Raw genomic sequence first — 14,947 nt, 5'->3', positions numbered from 1 at the left:
TATGAAAGTTTTTTTGTATCCCAATCTGGGTAAAAACAATTGCGCTGAATATACTGTTGAAGCCTGCAATATTCTTCGCAGCTGCGGCATAGGTTTTTCGGTCAGCGAGAAATATAAAGACGTTTTTGCCGATGTAAACGGTATGGTATTCGGCAGTACAGAGGAATGCATGGATAACGCTGATATCATCATCGCCATAGGCGGTGACGGAACTATACTCAAATGCGCAGGCAGAGCTTCAAGGCTCAAGACCCCTATCCTCGGAATAAACTGCGGCAGACTTGGCTTTATGGCTTCACTGGAACATTCCCAGCTTGACCTTCTGCGAAATCTCATCGAGGGCAAATATACCGTCAGCCGACGCATGATGCTGGAAGCTTCTGCAAGCGGGGAAGAAGGCACATATTCCGCACTTAACGATGTTGTTGTGTCAAGGTCTGATGACTGCAAGGTCTCGGATTTTGAAGTCGTAAAGGACGGTCAGATAGTTTCGCTGATCCGTGCTAACGGCGTAATTTTCTCTACTGCCACAGGTGCTACAGCCTATTCGCTGTCGGCAGGTGGAGCGATAATCGAACCCGAGATGGAATGTATCGAATTCACGCAGATATGCCCACATACGCTGTTTGCAAGGTCGATGATATTCTCCGCTTCAAGCAAGATCAAAGTAAAGTGCCACACGGCAGACAATGCCCACGTTCATCTCAATGTTGACGGCAATATCGTTTACAGATTGTCCGACGGAGATGAGATCAATATCCGCCGTGCAAAGGAGAGCCTTGATATCATAGATATCTGCGGAGGAAGCTTCTTCTCGTCGGTAAATACTAAGCTTATGAGACCTCTAAAGGATACGGAGGGATGATTTATGAAGACTGATCGTCATGAACTTATTCTCAAACTCGTTCAGGAAAGAGTTATAGATACTCAGGAAAGCCTCAGGGAGGCTCTTGAAGAGAACGGCATGACCGTCACACAGGCTACGCTTTCAAGGGATATCAAGGAGCTTTCGCTGATAAAAGTCAGTAGTGAACTCGGCGTAAGCAGATATGCAGTTCCACGACTTAGCAAAGAGGGTCTTGACCGTGGAAGCAGCGACACTCTCAGGCTTCTCCACAGCTCGGTCATCTGCGTCGATCACGCTATGAATACGGTCGTCATCAAGTGCCATGTGGGTATGGCGCAGGCTGTCTGCGCTAAGCTCGATACCACCGATATCGAGAATTCCGTCGGCACTATTGCGGGCGACGACACCATCTTTATGCTCATGAGGACCCAGAAAGATGCGGAAAGACTGGTTCGTGAGCTCAATACCATTTTGTACAGCAAGGACGAAAAATAAATGTTAAGAGAGCTTTATATCGAAAATCTTGCAGTTATTGAAAAAGCATCCATCGGCTTTACCGAAAGCTTCAACGCTTTCACTGGCGAAACGGGTGCAGGTAAATCGATACTTATAAACGGCATAAACGCTATCCTCGGTCAGCGAGTTACTAAGGATATTGTCCGCACCGGGGCAGATAAGGCTGTTATTTCGGGACTTTTCACCGATATCGGCGAGACTGTTCTTAAACAGCTTGAAGAAATGGGTGTTGACTGTGAGGACGGTCAGCTTTCTCTGACCCGTGAGATACGTTCCGACGGCGGAAGTATCGCAAGAGTAAATCAGCGGGCTGTGAATGTCTCGCTTCTTAGGGATATCGGCGATCTTCTCGTGAATATCCACGGTCAGCACGATAACCAGATACTCATGTCACCCGAAAAACATATCGATATCCTTGACGGCTATGCAGGCTCGGAAGAACTTATCGCCGATTACAGAAAGTCTTTCCGTGAATTACAGCACGTTGCAAAAAAGATAAACGACCTCCGAAAAGAAGCGGGCAGAAAGGAAATGCGCATCTGCGAGCTTGAAGATATCATAGCCGATATCCGTGTCCTAGATATCACCGATCCCGATGAAGAAAAGCAGATAGCTGCCGAGCTTGAAGTTTCAAAGAATGCGGTCGCTATTTCCGAAGCGGTCTACGCAGCTCAGCTTATGCTTTCGGGAGATGACGATACAGAGGGAATATCCGAACTTGTATCTGAGTGTTCTGATAAAATTGACGGCTACACCGATATCATGGCAGAACTTGCTCCGATCAGTGAGAGGTTGAATTCCGCCATTATCGAACTCGATGATATCTCGGGTGAACTAGCATCAGTCCTTGATAAGCTTGATGTCGATCCCAAGCGCTTTGATTGGCTCAATCAGCGTTCAGATGACCTGCGGAAGATATGCAAAAAGTACGGTCCCGAGCTCAGCGATGTAATATCCACTCTTGAAAAAAGCGAGGAAGAGCTGGAGATACTCAGCAGTTCCGAGCAGAACGTCAAGGAACTTGAAGCAGAAAAAGACCGTCTGTTGGCAGAGGTATCACATAAGGCAAAGACCCTCTCGGATTTCCGCAGAGCCGCTGCCGAAAGATTTGTAAGTCAGGTAACAGGGGAGCTTGAATTCCTGAATATGCCCAGTGTAAAGCTGGTGGTTGGTCAGGAGACAGGAAAACTGACCCAGAACGGTATGGATAATATCGAGTTCCTGATATCAGCTAATATCGGTGAAGAACCTCGTCCTATTGCGAAGATAGCTTCGGGCGGTGAACTTTCAAGAATAATGCTCGCCCTCAAAAGCGTACTCGCTGAAAAGGATTCTATCGACACCCTTATTTTCGATGAGATAGATACAGGTGTCAGCGGAAGAGCCGCACAGAAGATAGGCTTGAAACTCCGTGAGATCTCAAAACACAGGCAGGTGCTGTGCGTTACTCACCTTGCTCAGATAGCTGTCATGGCAGATAATCACCTGCTCATTGAGAAAAATATAGTGGGCGACAGAACAGTCACCGCCGTGAGAACTCTCGCACATGAGGAAAGAAAGTACGAGATAGCAAGGATAATGGGCGGAGATAATATCACTGAGCTTATGCTTGAAAACGCCGATGAACTGCTCTCGGCTGTAAAATAATTGCAGTTTTCGGCACATTTATTATGATATTTTATTCAAAGGCAGAGTTTATCTGCCTTTTTTCGTGGTCATTTTGTTAAATTTACGAATATTTGTTGACTTGAATTGAATTTAATGGTATAATAATTATATCTATGAAGTGAAGGGAAGATGTTTTATGAAAGTTATGCTGATCGCTCATACACCCGAACCTGAAAAGATAATCGCGACAGCTGCAAAGCTTTGCTATTCAAGCAGCGATATTGGTTCTCTTAAAGACGGTCTTACTGAGGAAAAAACAGCTGAGTTCGTCAATATGCTGGCTTCCATCGGACATGAGAGCGTTATGGAGCACGTAAGCTTTACTTTCGGAATAGAAGGCATTTCCCGTGCCTGTTCGCATCAGCTGGTAAGGCATCGTATAGCTTCGTACTCTCAAAAGAGCCAGCGCTATGTCAACGAGGACGGTTTTGATTTTATAACACCGCCCGAGATAGAAGCTGTGCCCGAAGCAAAGGCTGAATTCGACCGCACTATGGAAGTGCTTGTTGAAAGCTATCATAAGATAGCAGAAATGCTCACTGAAAAACACAAGGCAGACTTCATCGCACAGGGTCAGGACGAAAAGACCGCTGCACGCAACGCCCGCAAAAAGGCAAATGAAGACGCAAGATTCGTTCTTCCCAATGCCTGTGAGACTAAAATAGTCGTTACTATGAATGTCAGGAGCCTGTTCAATTTCTTTGAACACCGCTGCTGCAACAGAGCACAGTGGGAGATAAAGGCTGTTGCTGATGAAATGCTGAAGCTCTGCCGTGAGGTCGCTCCTAATGTATTTAAGAATGCAGGACCTTCCTGTGTTGCTGAGGGCAAATGTCCCGAGGGCAAGATGACCTGCGGAAAGTTTGCAGAAGTCCGTGAAAAGTATAAGGTGCTTTGATATGAAATATAAACTGATAGTTCTTGAGGGTCTTGACGGCAGTGGAAAGTCAACTCAGTTTGAAAAGCTGTCTGAATATCTGAAAGCAAAGGGTGTAAAGCTTAAAGCCATAAGCTTTCCCGATTATGATGACCCATCATCTACCCTGGTGCAGATGTATCTTAATGGTGATATTGCAGGAAGTGCAGAAGCTGTCAACGCTTATGCGGCTTCAAGCTTCTATGCCGCTGACAGATATGTAAGCTACAAAAAATACTGGGAAGCAGATTATAACGACGGCTGCCTGATACTGGCGGCAAGATACGTTACCTCAAACTGCATCTACCAGATGACCAAGCTTCCCGAGGAAGAATGGGAAAACTACCTTGCATGGCTGGAGGATTACGAGTACGGCAAGCTGGGTCTGCCAAAGCCCGATAAGGTCATATTCCTTGATATGCCCATAGATATCTCACAGAAGTTACTTTCTGCCAGATACGGCGGCGATGAGAGCAAAAAGGATATCCATGAAAAGAACATCGGTTTTCTGCGTATGTGCCGAAAGGCAGCGCTTTTTACCGCCGAAAAACAGGGCTGGGATATCGTGGAATGCGGCTGCGGCGATGAACCGCTCAGTATCGATACGATATTTGAAAAGCTGACGGAGATAATTGAATAGCAAATGTTTGATTTCAGAAAAATTGAACTCACTGACCGCGAAGAGATAAATGCAAGGCTTGCAGTATCCGACCGCATGGGCTGTGAGTACAGCTTTGCAAATAATTTTGCGTGGCACAGGCTGAATGATTCGCTGATATGTCTGTATGGCGATTTTTATATACTCATGAGCTTTTTCGATGGAGAGCCTGTTATACTGTTTCCGACCGGCGTTTCTGATGACGATATCGGCAGAGAGAAGATCATATCACTGCTGGCAGAACTTGAAAAGTTTATAACTGATAAGGGTGACACATTCAGAGTATGCTCCGTTACCGAGAAAGAACTTGAGTGGATGAAAGCGGTCTATGGTGACAGGATCAGTTTCTTTGCTGACCGCGGAAATTCTGATTATATATATCTTTCCGAAAAGCTTATCACCTTTGAAGGCAAAAAATATCACGGCAAAAGGAATCACATCAACAGATTTCTTGAGAATGACTGGTCTTTTGATGAGATAAGACCATGTGATATCGATGATTGTTTCCGTTTCGCTGCTGATATCTATAATTCAGTCGGTGACAGTGAAGGCTCTGCGGCTATCGAGCAGTATGCCATTCACCGTTTTCTGATGAATATGGACTATCTCGGTCTCAAAGGCGGTATACTCCGCTCAGGCGGCGAGATGGTCGGGTTTACGATAGGTGAACAGCTAAACAGTAATACATTTGTTGTGCATATCGAAAAGGCAAGGGGCGATATAAACGGCGCGTATCCCATGCTTTGCAATCAGTTTGCGAAAAGATATGCTTCTCAGCTAAAATATATAAACAGGGAAGAGGATATGGGCATCGAGGGTCTCAGGCGCTCAAAGCTCTCATATCACCCTGAATTTCTTTTGCATAAGTATACAGTAAGTTTTGAATGAACGGAGGAGAATTCTATGGTATACGTATTTCTTGCAGATGGTTTTGAAGAGCTCGAAGCTCTGGCACCCATCGATATTCTAAGACGCGCAGGCGTTGAAGTTGTAACAGTCGGCGTAAGCGGTGAAACAGTTGTGGGCGCCCACAAGGTAAGGTTCACTCCCGATATTACCGTAGATAAGGTCGTTCTCGATGATAAAATTGATATGATCGTCCTCCCCGGCGGTATGCCCGGTACTATAAATCTGGAGAATGATGACTACGTTCAGGCGGCTATCGATTTCTGCGCAAAGAACGATAAATATATAGCAGCTATCTGCGCTGCGCCCAGCATACTCGGTCATAAGGGTCTGCTGAAAGGCAAGAAGGCTATCTGCTTCCCCGGATTTGAAAAAGATCTTGAAGGCGCAGTTATCTCAGATGACCATGTTGCTGTTGATGACAAGTTCATCACCGCAAAGGGCGCAGGTGTAGCTGTTGACTTTGCCCTTGCTCTAACTGAAAAACTCGTTTCCAAAGCAAAAGCCGAGGAGATAAGAAAGGGTATACAATGCAGGGACTGACTAAGCAGGAGCTGAGAAAACATTTCAAAGCCATCAGGCTTGCAAGAGACCCGCATGAGAAAAGAGCCGCAGACAGCGCAGTATGCACCGCGTTTACCGAAAGCGATGTGTATAAAAATTCCCGAGATATACTCATATATGTTTCGGGGGATATCGAGATAGGAACCATCGGCATAATCGAAAAAGTTCTTAGTGATATAAATAACGGAGCTGATAAACGCCTGCTGTGTCCAAGATGTGTCAGCGGTACCAATGAGATGCACTTTTATCGCATCAATAGTCTTGATGATCTTGAATCGGGGCATTTTGGTATATTGGAGCCTTCCGCCGAATGCGAGCGCATCGATGAATATGTAAAAGCTTTGTGCGTTGTGCCCGCCCTCAGTTTTGATACCAAGGGCTATCGGCTGGGATTCGGAAAGGGTTTCTACGACAGATTTCTCACTGATTTCAAGGGTATTACCGTTGGTCTGTGCTGCGAAAGCTGCCTGACAGAGGATAAATTGCCCTGTGATGAGCATGATGTTTCTGTTGATATGATAATTACCGAGAAAAGCTTGATCAAAATTTCTGCGGATAATATATAATATAAAGGAAAGGAAGTCAAAATGAATGAGTGACAAAAATTTCGATATCGACGATATACTCGGCGAAAGCAAAGGTAACGTCGGCGATACTTCGATCAACGCTGAAAAGCCGAAGAAGTCTGATGTCGATGAGATAGATGAACTTCTGGCTTCGCTGAAAAACAGACCCAGAAGGAGAATATCTTCCGATGATGCGCTTGATAACAGTGCCGAGGCTGTGAGCGCTCCCGCTTCAATACCCGAAGAAAAAGAAGCAGAAGCTGTAATATCCGATGATGCTGAAGCTGTCGAAGAGCATGAAGAGGAAAAGGAAACTTCAGCTATCGCCAATGACGATATCAAAAAGCACTTTGGTAAGGACGCTGACATTGAAGACGAGTTTGATGAAGATGAGGATGAAGACGAGGAGAGCGAAGAAGATGATGAACCCGTCAGAAGATCTCCCCGCAAAGCATCGCGTTCCGATGAAGACCGCAGTTCAGGCAAAAGCAGAAGCGGCAAGTCATCGGGAAGAAAAAAGAAGAGAGGCGTAGGTTTCAATGGCTCTATCTTCGGCGGAATTATCCTCGTTACCATAATCCTCACTGTATCACTTCTTCTCGCAGTTGCAGGACTGACTCTTGGTATGGAATACTATGGTATAGGCAAGGATGATAACGAGATATCCTTCAATATCCCCGAGGGTTCTACAAATGAGCAGATAGCAGATCTTCTTGTAGAGAACGGCATAATCAAGAACAAGAAGCTGTTCATCTATACATTAAAGATCATGAAACCTGCTACTATATACCCGGGAGATATCAAGCTTCAGCCTTCTCAGCCCTACTCCGATATCATTGAAGAGCTTGAGAAGCAGAGAGAGACCTATGAGACAGTTACCGTGACCTTCACCGAGGGTGAGTACCTTGTAGATATCGCCCAAAAGCTTGAAGATAACAATGTATGTAAGGCTGAGGACTTCCTCTTTGAATTCAACAGGGATATGGGCTATAAGTTTGAGGGCTACCTTACAGAGAACAAGAACGTATTCTATTCAAGAGAAGGCTATCTCTTCCCCGATACCTATGAGTTCTATGTAAATGATACTGCCTATAATATATGCAGAATACTCAGAGATCATTATGATTCAAAGATAAATGATGCTATGTACAAAAAGATGAACGATCGTGGTCTTACTCTTAACGAGACCATCACCCTTGCTTCTATCGTTCAGCTTGAAGCTGCAAATGTTGATGAGATGCCAAGAGTAGCATCGGTATTCCTCAACCGTATGAGAGATTCGGATACTTTCCCGATGCTCCAGTCAGATACAACCTATAATTATATCAACAAAGTGATCAAGCCAAACACTAAAAACGATGATCTGGTTCTCCATTACGCTGAGTATTACGATACCTACGCTATTGACGGACTGCCTGCAGGACCTATCTGCAATCCCGGTATGGATGCAATAAATGCTGTACTGAACCCTGAAAAGACAGACTACTATTACTTCTGTAACGATATCGAAACAGGCGAGACCTTCTATGCCGAGACTCTCGATGAGCACGAGAAGAACCTTGTAAAGGCAGGAAGAGGCGATCAGGTGGTTGAGGATACAGCTGATAACGGTAATGAAGATAACAACGAATAATAAAACGAGAATTGGTAGGGATAACTGATGTCCGATCTTCTTGAGATACTTTCGCCCGTAGGCGATATGGAAAGACTGCACGCTGCGCTGGATTTCGGCGCAGACGCTGTCTATCTTGGCGGTACAGCTTTCGGTATGAGAGCAGCATCCGCAAAATTTACTCCCGAGCTTCTTTCACAGGCTTGTGAACTTGCTCACTCACGCGGCAAAAGGGTCTTCCTGACCTGTAATACTCTGCCGCATAATAACGAGATACCTCACTTTGAGAGTTTTGTAAAAAACGCAGTCGATGCGGGCGTTGATGCACTGATAGTTACCGATATCGGTCTGCTGTCTCTTGCAAAAAAATACGCCCCCGATACCGAGATACATATCTCGACTCAGGCGGGCATAGTTAATTATGTCACTGCTAATGAATTCTATAACATGGGCGCGAAACGGGTAGTTCTTGCAAGGGAGCTGACTCTTGAAGAAATAGCTGAAATACGCGCTAAAACTCCTGATGATCTTGACATCGAGTGTTTTGTGCACGGCGCCATGTGTGTAAGCTTCTCGGGCAGATGTCTGCTTTCACAGTACCTGACATCCCGTGATGCCAACCGCGGTGAATGTGCCCAGCCATGTAGATGGGGATATCACCTCATGGAGGAAAAGCGCACAAATGAGTTCTATCCCATATTTGAAGACGAGCGCGGAACTTTCATTCTCAATGCCAAGGATATGTGTCTTATCGAACATATCGATAAGCTTGCCAAGGCAGGTGTTAACAGCTTCAAGATCGAGGGACGTGCAAAATCTTCCTACTATGTTTCGGTTATTACCAACGCTTACCGAAAGGCTATGGATATATACAAGTCAGACCCCGATAATTATCATCTGCCACAGTGGCTTAAAGACGAGGTCTACAAGGTAAGCCACCGCGCTTACTGTCCCGGATTTCTCTTCGGCAACCCCAGAGAGAGTCAGTATTACGAAAACAGCGGATATGTCCGCGAGTATGATGTTGTGGCAGTGATCGAGGATTGCAGGGACGGCAGGATATATGCCGAACAGCGCAACAAGTTCAATAAAGGTGATGAAGTCGAAGTTCTTTCGCCAGATGGCGAGCCTGTGATACTAACAGCAAGCGAGCTCTTTGATGAAAAAGGTGAACCTATTGAGACAGCTAACCATGCTGCAATGAAGTTCTCGATGACTTGCGACCGCATCTTCCCGAAGAACTCTATTATACGAATCAAAAAATAACATAAAAAAGCCGCAGATCTTAACTGCGGCTTTTCTTTATACATTAATTACTTTTTCTCACCCATTACCTTGACCATTACAGCCTTCTGTGCGTGGAGTCTGTTCTCAGCTTCCTCGAAGATCTCATTTGCGTGAGCCTCGAATACCTTCTCAGTGATCTCTTCCTCGCGGTGTGCAGGCAGGCAGTGCTGTACCATAGCATCGGACTTTGCAACAGCCATTATATCGTCATTTATCTGATATCCGGCAAAAGCTACCTTACGCTTCTCGGTCTCTGCTTCTTCACCCATGGAAGTCCATACGTCTGTGAACAGAACATCAGCGTCCTTAGCAGCTTCGATGGGCTTATCGGTCATGAAGAACTTGTCACCGTACTGCTTTGCGAATTCCAGTACCTCGGGATCGGGACGATAGCCCTCGGGGCAAGCGATGGATACGCTCATGCCGACTTTAAGTCCGCCGACGATCAGGGAGTTTGCCATGTTGTTGCCGTCGCCGATGTAGCACATCTTCAGACCCTCAAACTGACCCTTGAACTCACGGATAGTCATAAGGTCTGCAAGCACCTGACAAGGGTGGCAGAAATCGGTCAGACCGTTTATTATCGGGATAGAACCGTATTGAGCCAGATCTTCAACTTCCTTCTGCTCAAATGTACGTATCATTATACCGTCCAGATAGCGGGAGAGTACCCTTGCAGTATCCTGAACAGGTTCGCCTCTGCCGATCTGAAGATCGCGGTTGGAGAGGAACAGTGCCTGTCCGCCCAGCTGATACATACCTGTCTCAAAAGAAACACGTGTACGTGTGGAAGACTTCTGGAATATCATGCCAAGAGTCTTGCCCTTCAGCACCTTGTGTTCGATTCCGTTCTTGTTTTCGTATTTCAGCTGATCAGCCAGATTGAGTATGTCGATTATCTCCTCTTTTGAAAGATCAAGCATTTTGAGTAAGTGGTTCATATTGTAATACCTCCATTGTTTGAGATTATTTATTTACGTATCTATTCTTTTCATTTCGGAAATTGCCTTGTTCCTGTATGTAAGGTCAGTCCTATGACTGAACCCTGCCTTCTCCCAGAAAGTGTTCCCGCCTTCGTTTTTCGAGAAGCATACAAGTGCAGCCTTGTTTATGCCCTGATCTTTGAGGGCTTTCATAGCCGCATCTACAAGCTTTGTACCGATGCCCTGTCCTCTGTGATCGGGAGAAACTGCAGTGTGGTAAATGTAACCGCGTCTGCCGTCATGACCTGCGATTATCACACCGATGATTTTCTCGCCATCTTCGGCAACAAAGCTCGTTTCGGGATTTCTTTCCAGATATCTTGCTATGCCCTCTTTCGAATCATCAAGGTCATTCAGACCCATGCCCTTGCAGGAAAGCCACAGGCTGTAAACTTTATCGTAGTCCGTGATAACCATTTTCCTTATAGTCATGGTATACCTCCGAACTATTATTTTTCAAGGATATCCTTGAGAATAGCCAGACCCTTGTCTATCTCCTCGTAGCTGATGTTCAGCGGTGGCAGAAAACGCAGTTTTTCCTTAGCGGTCAGTATCAGCAGACCGTTATCCAGACAAGCCTTGCAAACATCGCCTGCGGTCTTGGTCTTCAGGCTGACACCCAGCATAAGTCCCATACCGCTGATGCCTGTAACTTCGGGAACATCTTTCAGCTTCTCGCGGATATAGTCACCCTTCTTGATAACTTCATCAAGGAAGCCTTCTTTTGTTACATTGTTCAGTACAGCCAGCCCGCCTGCGCATACAACAGGGTTTCCGCCGAATGTAGAACCGTGTGTACCCTTGGTCAGAACATCACAGCACTTCTCATCAGCCAGACAAACGCCGATAGGCAGTCCGCCTGCCAGACCCTTTGCCATGGTCACGATATTGGGCTTCACGCCGTAGTTCATGCAAGCTAAGAACTTGCCTGACCTGCCTACACCTGTCTGAACTTCATCGCAGATAGTCAGGATATCATTCTTCTCGGCAACATCGAATATTGCCTTTACAAAAGCTTCGTCCAGACCAACAACTCCGCCCTCGCCCTGAATGCATTCAAACATTATAGCGCAGATCTTGCCGTCGTTCTCAGCAATGACCTTGTTCAGGTCATCGATATCATTAGCCTTTACATTCACAAATCCTGGCAGGAAAGGGAAGAAGTAGTTGTGGAATACGTCCTGTCCAGTAGCGGAAAGTGTTCCCATTGTCCTTCCGTGGAAGCTGTTCACCAGTGTGATTATGATATTCCTCTCGGCTTCCTTGCCGTACTTGTCAAAGCTGTACTTCCTTGCAACCTTAATTGCACACTCATTAGCCTCGGCGCCCGAGTTGCCGAAGAACATCTTGCTGTAACCTGTGATACCGCAAAGCTTCTGCGCAAAATCAGCCTGTACTTTAGTGTAGTAGTAGTTGGAGGTGTGCTGTATCTTCTTTACCTGTGCGCATACTGCATCTACCCATTCCTCGTTGCAGTAGCCAAGGCTGTTTGTGCCGATACCCGAGCCAAAATCTATGTACTGCTTGCCGTCCTCGTCGACAGCTGTCTGTTCAGCACCCTTGTCGAGTACCAGGTCATACCTTCCGTAGGTCGGCATAACGTGTTCATTGAACTGTTCTATAGTATTCATTTTTCATTTTCCTTTCAAAGAATCGATTTATTTTTTTAGCTTAATTCTATCTCGATTTCCTTGCCCATATCATACATCAGCTTTTCAAATTCAGTAACAGGGCAGGTGAAACCTTGCTTATCTATGGTATACTTATTACCCATAAAATAAAGGTTGAAATAGTAGGGATTCTGAGTTACCCTTTCGATACCGCTGTAGGGTATATTTATCGTATCAAAGTCGCGGGTTACCATTATTTTTTCATCCGTGAAAACGTATTTGAATATCTTCGGTCCGCTCATAACTTCTCCTGTTCCGGTACCCTTGCCGAAAACCGACCTCACTATCATCTCCGATGGCAGATAACCTATCGCAATGCATATAAGGAATATTGCACTCGCAGTGGTGTAAGTTTGGAAAAGTCTTGGCAGCATCAGACCGTATATCATAATAAACAGTGGCAAAGCAACTGCAAAAGTAACACCGTAGCGAAGCTTTTTCTTTCTCCTGTTGAGTTCATTGTTCTCGTGGATTATGTCATAATCAGATTTGTTGCTTTCTGATTTCACGGTCGTGCTGTTCTGAAACAGTACTATCATCATTGTTTCTCCTTTCAGAACGGTTATTTATCGGTAATAACTCTTACCCCTTTGCTCTCCATAAAATTAAGAAATTGCTCAGGCTCGCATTCAAAACCGTTTATGTCCATTCGGTATTTTTTATTATCTTGTATTATATTTTCATAGTCTTGCATTATATATCCATTATCATGTATTATATAATAATAGTCATCGGTCACAAATATCTCAATGTCTTTGTAAAACATACGCCCGAATATATACCTTCCATCAAAGAAAACACTTGTTTCCGTAAATCTGAAAGTATTTTTATACCTCAGATATTCATCGGGTTTGCGGATATTATATTGTTTGTACGGAGAGTATTGTGATTTTAGAGCACCATCGTACTTCACAAATCCTATCAACAAAGACATGATCGCAGTTACGATAATCGGTAAGCCAACATAGGGGAGCACTTCTTTCAGATTTGCATGAGGAGGTTCATTCATGAGTATCTTTTTGAAGTCAACTATCAGCGCAGATCCATAAGGGAGGAGCAAGAATAAATTCACTGCTAAAAATAATCCGATCGTCCAACTCAGGAACGTTTTCTTCCTGTAAGCTTTCATCTCGTCCCGCATTTTGTATCCTTCAGCGGAATCATCATACTCTTCGGTAACATTCTTAATGTATGGCTTGTAATTTTTGTCCATCAGTTGAACTGTGTACCGATGCCCTCATTTGTAAGCAGCTCGATAAGTATCGAGTGGGGAACTCTGCCATCGATTATGGAGGTCCTCTTGACGCCGCGTCTGACTGCCTCCACGCAGCAGTCTATCTTGGGTATCATACCGCCGCTGATTATGCCCGACTTCTTCAGGAAAGGCACTTCGCTCACATTTACCTGAGGGATAAGTGTGCTGTCATCGTCCTTGTCCTTCAGCAGACCAACGATATCTGTCATGAGTATAAGCTTTTCAGCTCTCAGGCAGGAAGCTATTCTCGAAGCCGCAGTATCAGCATTGATATTGTAGCTCTGTCCGTCCTCGCCGATACCTACAGTGGAGATTATCGGCACATAGCCATCTTTCAGTGCGTCAAGTATGGGCTTTGTGGTGACCTTCTTTATCTCACCGACATAGCCGTAGTCCTCGCCGTCATCACGGTCAAGCTTATCAGCGATGATCAATCTGCCGTCGCATCCGCAGAGTCCCAGTGCATTTCCGCCGTGAAGCTGCAAAGCCGATACAAGCTCCTTGTTAAGCTTGCCGCAAAGTACCATCTTGACTATATCCATAGTCTCCTTGTCGGTGTATCTCAGACCGTTGATGAATTTGCTCTCAATGCCGACTCTCTTGAGCATAGCATTTATCTCGGGGCCGCCGCCGTGTACCAGCACGACCTTTATGCCAACTTCGCTAAGCAGAACGATATCGCTCATGACAGCCTCTTTAAGAGCTTCGTTAGTCATGGCATTTCCGCCGTATTTTACAACAACTACCTTATCGTGATACTTCTGTATGTAAGGCAAAGCATCACTGAGTATCTGACTTCTTATGCTGTTTGAAATATCCATTTTACATCTTCCTTTATATTATCCCTTATGGGAAATTATTAGCCTTTTTTAATAGGGTGCCTGCTGACCGTTTTGAGCTTCGCGGGCTCAGTTTTTCGCGGGTCTGAAAGATAGATCTCGTGATGCTGTCTTTCTTCACATATATCATTGACATAACCCTGTTCTGCGATGAATCTGTTCATCATCTCAACAGATGCGGGCTCGTCATCGTAAGAACCGATATGCATCATCTGCACACAAAGCCCCTCATTAAGCGTGAGGTATTCAGCCTTTGAACAGTCAAGCTTTTTCTTTTTCGTGGCAGTTTCCACCGCCCACTCAAAGTCCGCCTTGGTTATAAAGTCGGGCAGACGTATCATCGCGACCCACTGAAAGCCGTCCTTGTGGGAATAATCTATGCTGTCCGAACCGTCCTGCTTCCACAGACCTTCCAGCGGAGGTACTACATACTCAAAAAATCCTTCTATTCTATGGTCGGCCTTGTAACTCATTTTCAGCGTGTACGCCACAGCATACAGCACCCCGACAGCCTGCTTGTATTCGCCGTCTTCTTCATTCGGGTCGCCCTTGCCCCTCACCGCGATGTAGCTCATTTCGGGAACATCGACGATAACAGGCTTTTTCGGCGGCATATAATACTCTTTGTATTCTTTCTTGAAATCGAAAGCCATATTAACT

17 protein-coding genes are annotated in these 14,947 nt (G+C 45.3%); 10 read left to right on the top strand and 7 right to left on the bottom strand.

From position 1 onward, the window contains the following. The first annotated feature begins 1 nt into the window (after window position 1). The 10 genes from N773_RS0104825 to N773_RS0104780 all read left to right on the top strand — a co-directional run bounded on the left by N773_RS0104825 (window position 2) and on the right by N773_RS0104780 (window position 9,519). A complete protein-coding gene (locus tag N773_RS0104825; RefSeq protein ID WP_024856733.1) occupies window positions 2-865 on the top strand; it encodes an NAD(+)/NADH kinase in 864 nt (287 codons plus the stop codon). Between the two features lie 3 nt (window positions 866-868). Further along, complete coding sequence (locus tag N773_RS0104820) at window positions 869-1,342, top strand: arginine repressor (RefSeq protein WP_024856732.1); 474 nt, start codon at window positions 869-871, stop codon at window positions 1,340-1,342. Next, window positions 1,343-3,010 (top strand): DNA repair protein RecN, encoded by a 1,668-nt coding sequence (gene recN / locus N773_RS0104815; RefSeq protein ID WP_024856731.1) that lies wholly within the window; start codon window positions 1,343-1,345, stop codon window positions 3,008-3,010. 157 nt (window positions 3,011-3,167) lie between these two features. Then, window positions 3,168-3,929, top strand: coding sequence for an FAD-dependent thymidylate synthase (gene thyX / locus N773_RS0104810; protein ID WP_024856730.1), 762 nt, complete (start codon window positions 3,168-3,170; stop codon window positions 3,927-3,929). A 1-nt stretch (window position 3,930) separates the two neighbouring features. Then, a complete protein-coding gene (locus tag N773_RS0104805) occupies window positions 3,931-4,587 on the top strand; it encodes a dTMP kinase (protein ID WP_024856729.1) in 657 nt (218 codons plus the stop codon). Between the two features lie 3 nt (window positions 4,588-4,590). Beyond that, entirely contained in the window at window positions 4,591-5,493 is a 903-nt protein-coding gene (locus N773_RS0104800; RefSeq protein ID WP_024856728.1) for a DUF2156 domain-containing protein, read from the top strand. Window positions 5,494-5,508: 15 nt separating this feature from the next. Further along, window positions 5,509-6,054 (top strand): DJ-1 family glyoxalase III, encoded by a 546-nt coding sequence (locus N773_RS0104795; protein WP_024856727.1) that lies wholly within the window; start codon window positions 5,509-5,511, stop codon window positions 6,052-6,054. Beyond that, window positions 6,042-6,641 (top strand): 5-formyltetrahydrofolate cyclo-ligase, encoded by a 600-nt coding sequence (locus N773_RS0104790; RefSeq protein ID WP_051454254.1) that lies wholly within the window; start codon window positions 6,042-6,044, stop codon window positions 6,639-6,641. The genes N773_RS0104795 and N773_RS0104790 overlap by 13 nt, the downstream gene beginning before the upstream one ends. Window positions 6,642-6,666: 25 nt before the next feature. Continuing rightward, window positions 6,667-8,274, top strand: coding sequence for an endolytic transglycosylase MltG (mltG, locus tag N773_RS0104785; protein ID WP_024856725.1), 1,608 nt, complete (start codon window positions 6,667-6,669; stop codon window positions 8,272-8,274). Between the two features lie 27 nt (window positions 8,275-8,301). After that, window positions 8,302-9,519: a peptidase U32 family protein gene (locus N773_RS0104780; protein ID WP_024856724.1), complete on the top strand. Its 1,218-nt coding sequence runs from the start codon at window positions 8,302-8,304 to the stop codon at window positions 9,517-9,519. A 47-nt stretch (window positions 9,520-9,566) separates the two neighbouring features. On the opposite strand, the gene argF is transcribed toward N773_RS0104780, so the two are convergent. From argF to N773_RS0104745, 7 genes are read right to left on the bottom strand one after another with little or no spacing between them, the layout of a single operon-like run. Then, window positions 9,567-10,481 (bottom strand): ornithine carbamoyltransferase, encoded by a 915-nt coding sequence (gene argF / locus N773_RS0104775; protein ID WP_024856723.1) that lies wholly within the window; start codon window positions 10,479-10,481, stop codon window positions 9,567-9,569. Between the two features lie 33 nt (window positions 10,482-10,514). Continuing rightward, the gene (locus tag N773_RS0104770; protein WP_024856722.1) at window positions 10,515-10,955 is read right to left on the bottom strand and encodes a GNAT family N-acetyltransferase; all 441 of its coding nucleotides are present in this window, start codon (window positions 10,953-10,955) and stop codon (window positions 10,515-10,517) included. 17 nt (window positions 10,956-10,972) lie between these two features. Then, complete coding sequence (locus N773_RS0104765) at window positions 10,973-12,154, bottom strand: aspartate aminotransferase family protein (RefSeq protein WP_024856721.1); 1,182 nt, start codon at window positions 12,152-12,154, stop codon at window positions 10,973-10,975. Between the two features lie 35 nt (window positions 12,155-12,189). Beyond that, window positions 12,190-12,732, bottom strand: a complete 543-nt coding sequence (locus N773_RS0104760) for a YcxB family protein (RefSeq protein ID WP_024856720.1) — start codon at window positions 12,730-12,732, stop codon at window positions 12,190-12,192. A 23-nt stretch (window positions 12,733-12,755) separates the two neighbouring features. Further along, on the bottom strand, window positions 12,756-13,406 hold the full coding sequence (locus N773_RS0104755) for a hypothetical protein (protein ID WP_024856719.1): 651 nt from the start codon (window positions 13,404-13,406) through the stop codon (window positions 12,756-12,758). Further along, window positions 13,406-14,269, bottom strand: coding sequence for an acetylglutamate kinase (argB, locus tag N773_RS0104750; protein ID WP_024856718.1), 864 nt, complete (start codon window positions 14,267-14,269; stop codon window positions 13,406-13,408). The genes N773_RS0104755 and argB overlap by 1 nt, the downstream gene beginning before the upstream one ends. Before the next feature lie 38 nt (window positions 14,270-14,307). Next, window positions 14,308-14,940: a GyrI-like domain-containing protein gene (locus N773_RS0104745; protein WP_024856717.1), complete on the bottom strand. Its 633-nt coding sequence runs from the start codon at window positions 14,938-14,940 to the stop codon at window positions 14,308-14,310. Window positions 14,941-14,947: the final 7 nt, after the last annotated feature.

This window comes from Ruminococcus albus AD2013, assembly GCF_000526775.1.
Taxonomy (GTDB): Bacteria; Bacillota; Clostridia; order Oscillospirales; family Ruminococcaceae; genus Hominimerdicola; species Hominimerdicola alba_A.
Note: the sequence above shows the minus strand (reverse complement) of the source record. Positions and strands in the feature narration are given on the sequence as shown.

Bases quoted from the DNA above. Each gene is read 5' to 3' on its own strand.
- N773_RS0104790 (WP_051454254.1), top strand. From the start codon at position 6,042: ATGCAGGGACTGACTAAGCAGGAGCTGAGAAAACATTTCAAAGCCATC.
- N773_RS0104760 (WP_024856720.1), bottom strand. From the start codon at position 12,732: ATGATAGTACTGTTTCAGAACAGCACGACCGTGAAATCAGAAAGCAAC.
- N773_RS0104770 (WP_024856722.1), bottom strand. From the start codon at position 10,955: ATGACTATAAGGAAAATGGTTATCACGGACTACGATAAAGTTTACAGC.
- N773_RS0104745 (WP_024856717.1), bottom strand. From the start codon at position 14,940: ATGGCTTTCGATTTCAAGAAAGAATACAAAGAGTATTATATGCCGCCG.
- N773_RS0104800 (WP_024856728.1), top strand. From the start codon at position 4,591: ATGTTTGATTTCAGAAAAATTGAACTCACTGACCGCGAAGAGATAAAT.
- N773_RS0104755 (WP_024856719.1), bottom strand. From the start codon at position 13,406: ATGGACAAAAATTACAAGCCATACATTAAGAATGTTACCGAAGAGTAT.
- N773_RS0104795 (WP_024856727.1), top strand. From the start codon at position 5,509: ATGGTATACGTATTTCTTGCAGATGGTTTTGAAGAGCTCGAAGCTCTG.
- thyX (WP_024856730.1), top strand. From the start codon at position 3,168: ATGAAAGTTATGCTGATCGCTCATACACCCGAACCTGAAAAGATAATC.
- argF (WP_024856723.1), bottom strand. From the start codon at position 10,481: ATGAACCACTTACTCAAAATGCTTGATCTTTCAAAAGAGGAGATAATC.
- mltG (WP_024856725.1), top strand. From the start codon at position 6,667: ATGAGTGACAAAAATTTCGATATCGACGATATACTCGGCGAAAGCAAA.
- recN (WP_024856731.1), top strand. From the start codon at position 1,343: ATGTTAAGAGAGCTTTATATCGAAAATCTTGCAGTTATTGAAAAAGCA.
- N773_RS0104805 (WP_024856729.1), top strand. From the start codon at position 3,931: ATGAAATATAAACTGATAGTTCTTGAGGGTCTTGACGGCAGTGGAAAG.
- N773_RS0104780 (WP_024856724.1), top strand. From the start codon at position 8,302: ATGTCCGATCTTCTTGAGATACTTTCGCCCGTAGGCGATATGGAAAGA.
- N773_RS0104765 (WP_024856721.1), bottom strand. From the start codon at position 12,154: ATGAATACTATAGAACAGTTCAATGAACACGTTATGCCGACCTACGGA.
- N773_RS0104820 (WP_024856732.1), top strand. From the start codon at position 869: ATGAAGACTGATCGTCATGAACTTATTCTCAAACTCGTTCAGGAAAGA.
- argB (WP_024856718.1), bottom strand. From the start codon at position 14,269: ATGGATATTTCAAACAGCATAAGAAGTCAGATACTCAGTGATGCTTTG.
- N773_RS0104825 (WP_024856733.1), top strand. From the start codon at position 2: ATGAAAGTTTTTTTGTATCCCAATCTGGGTAAAAACAATTGCGCTGAA.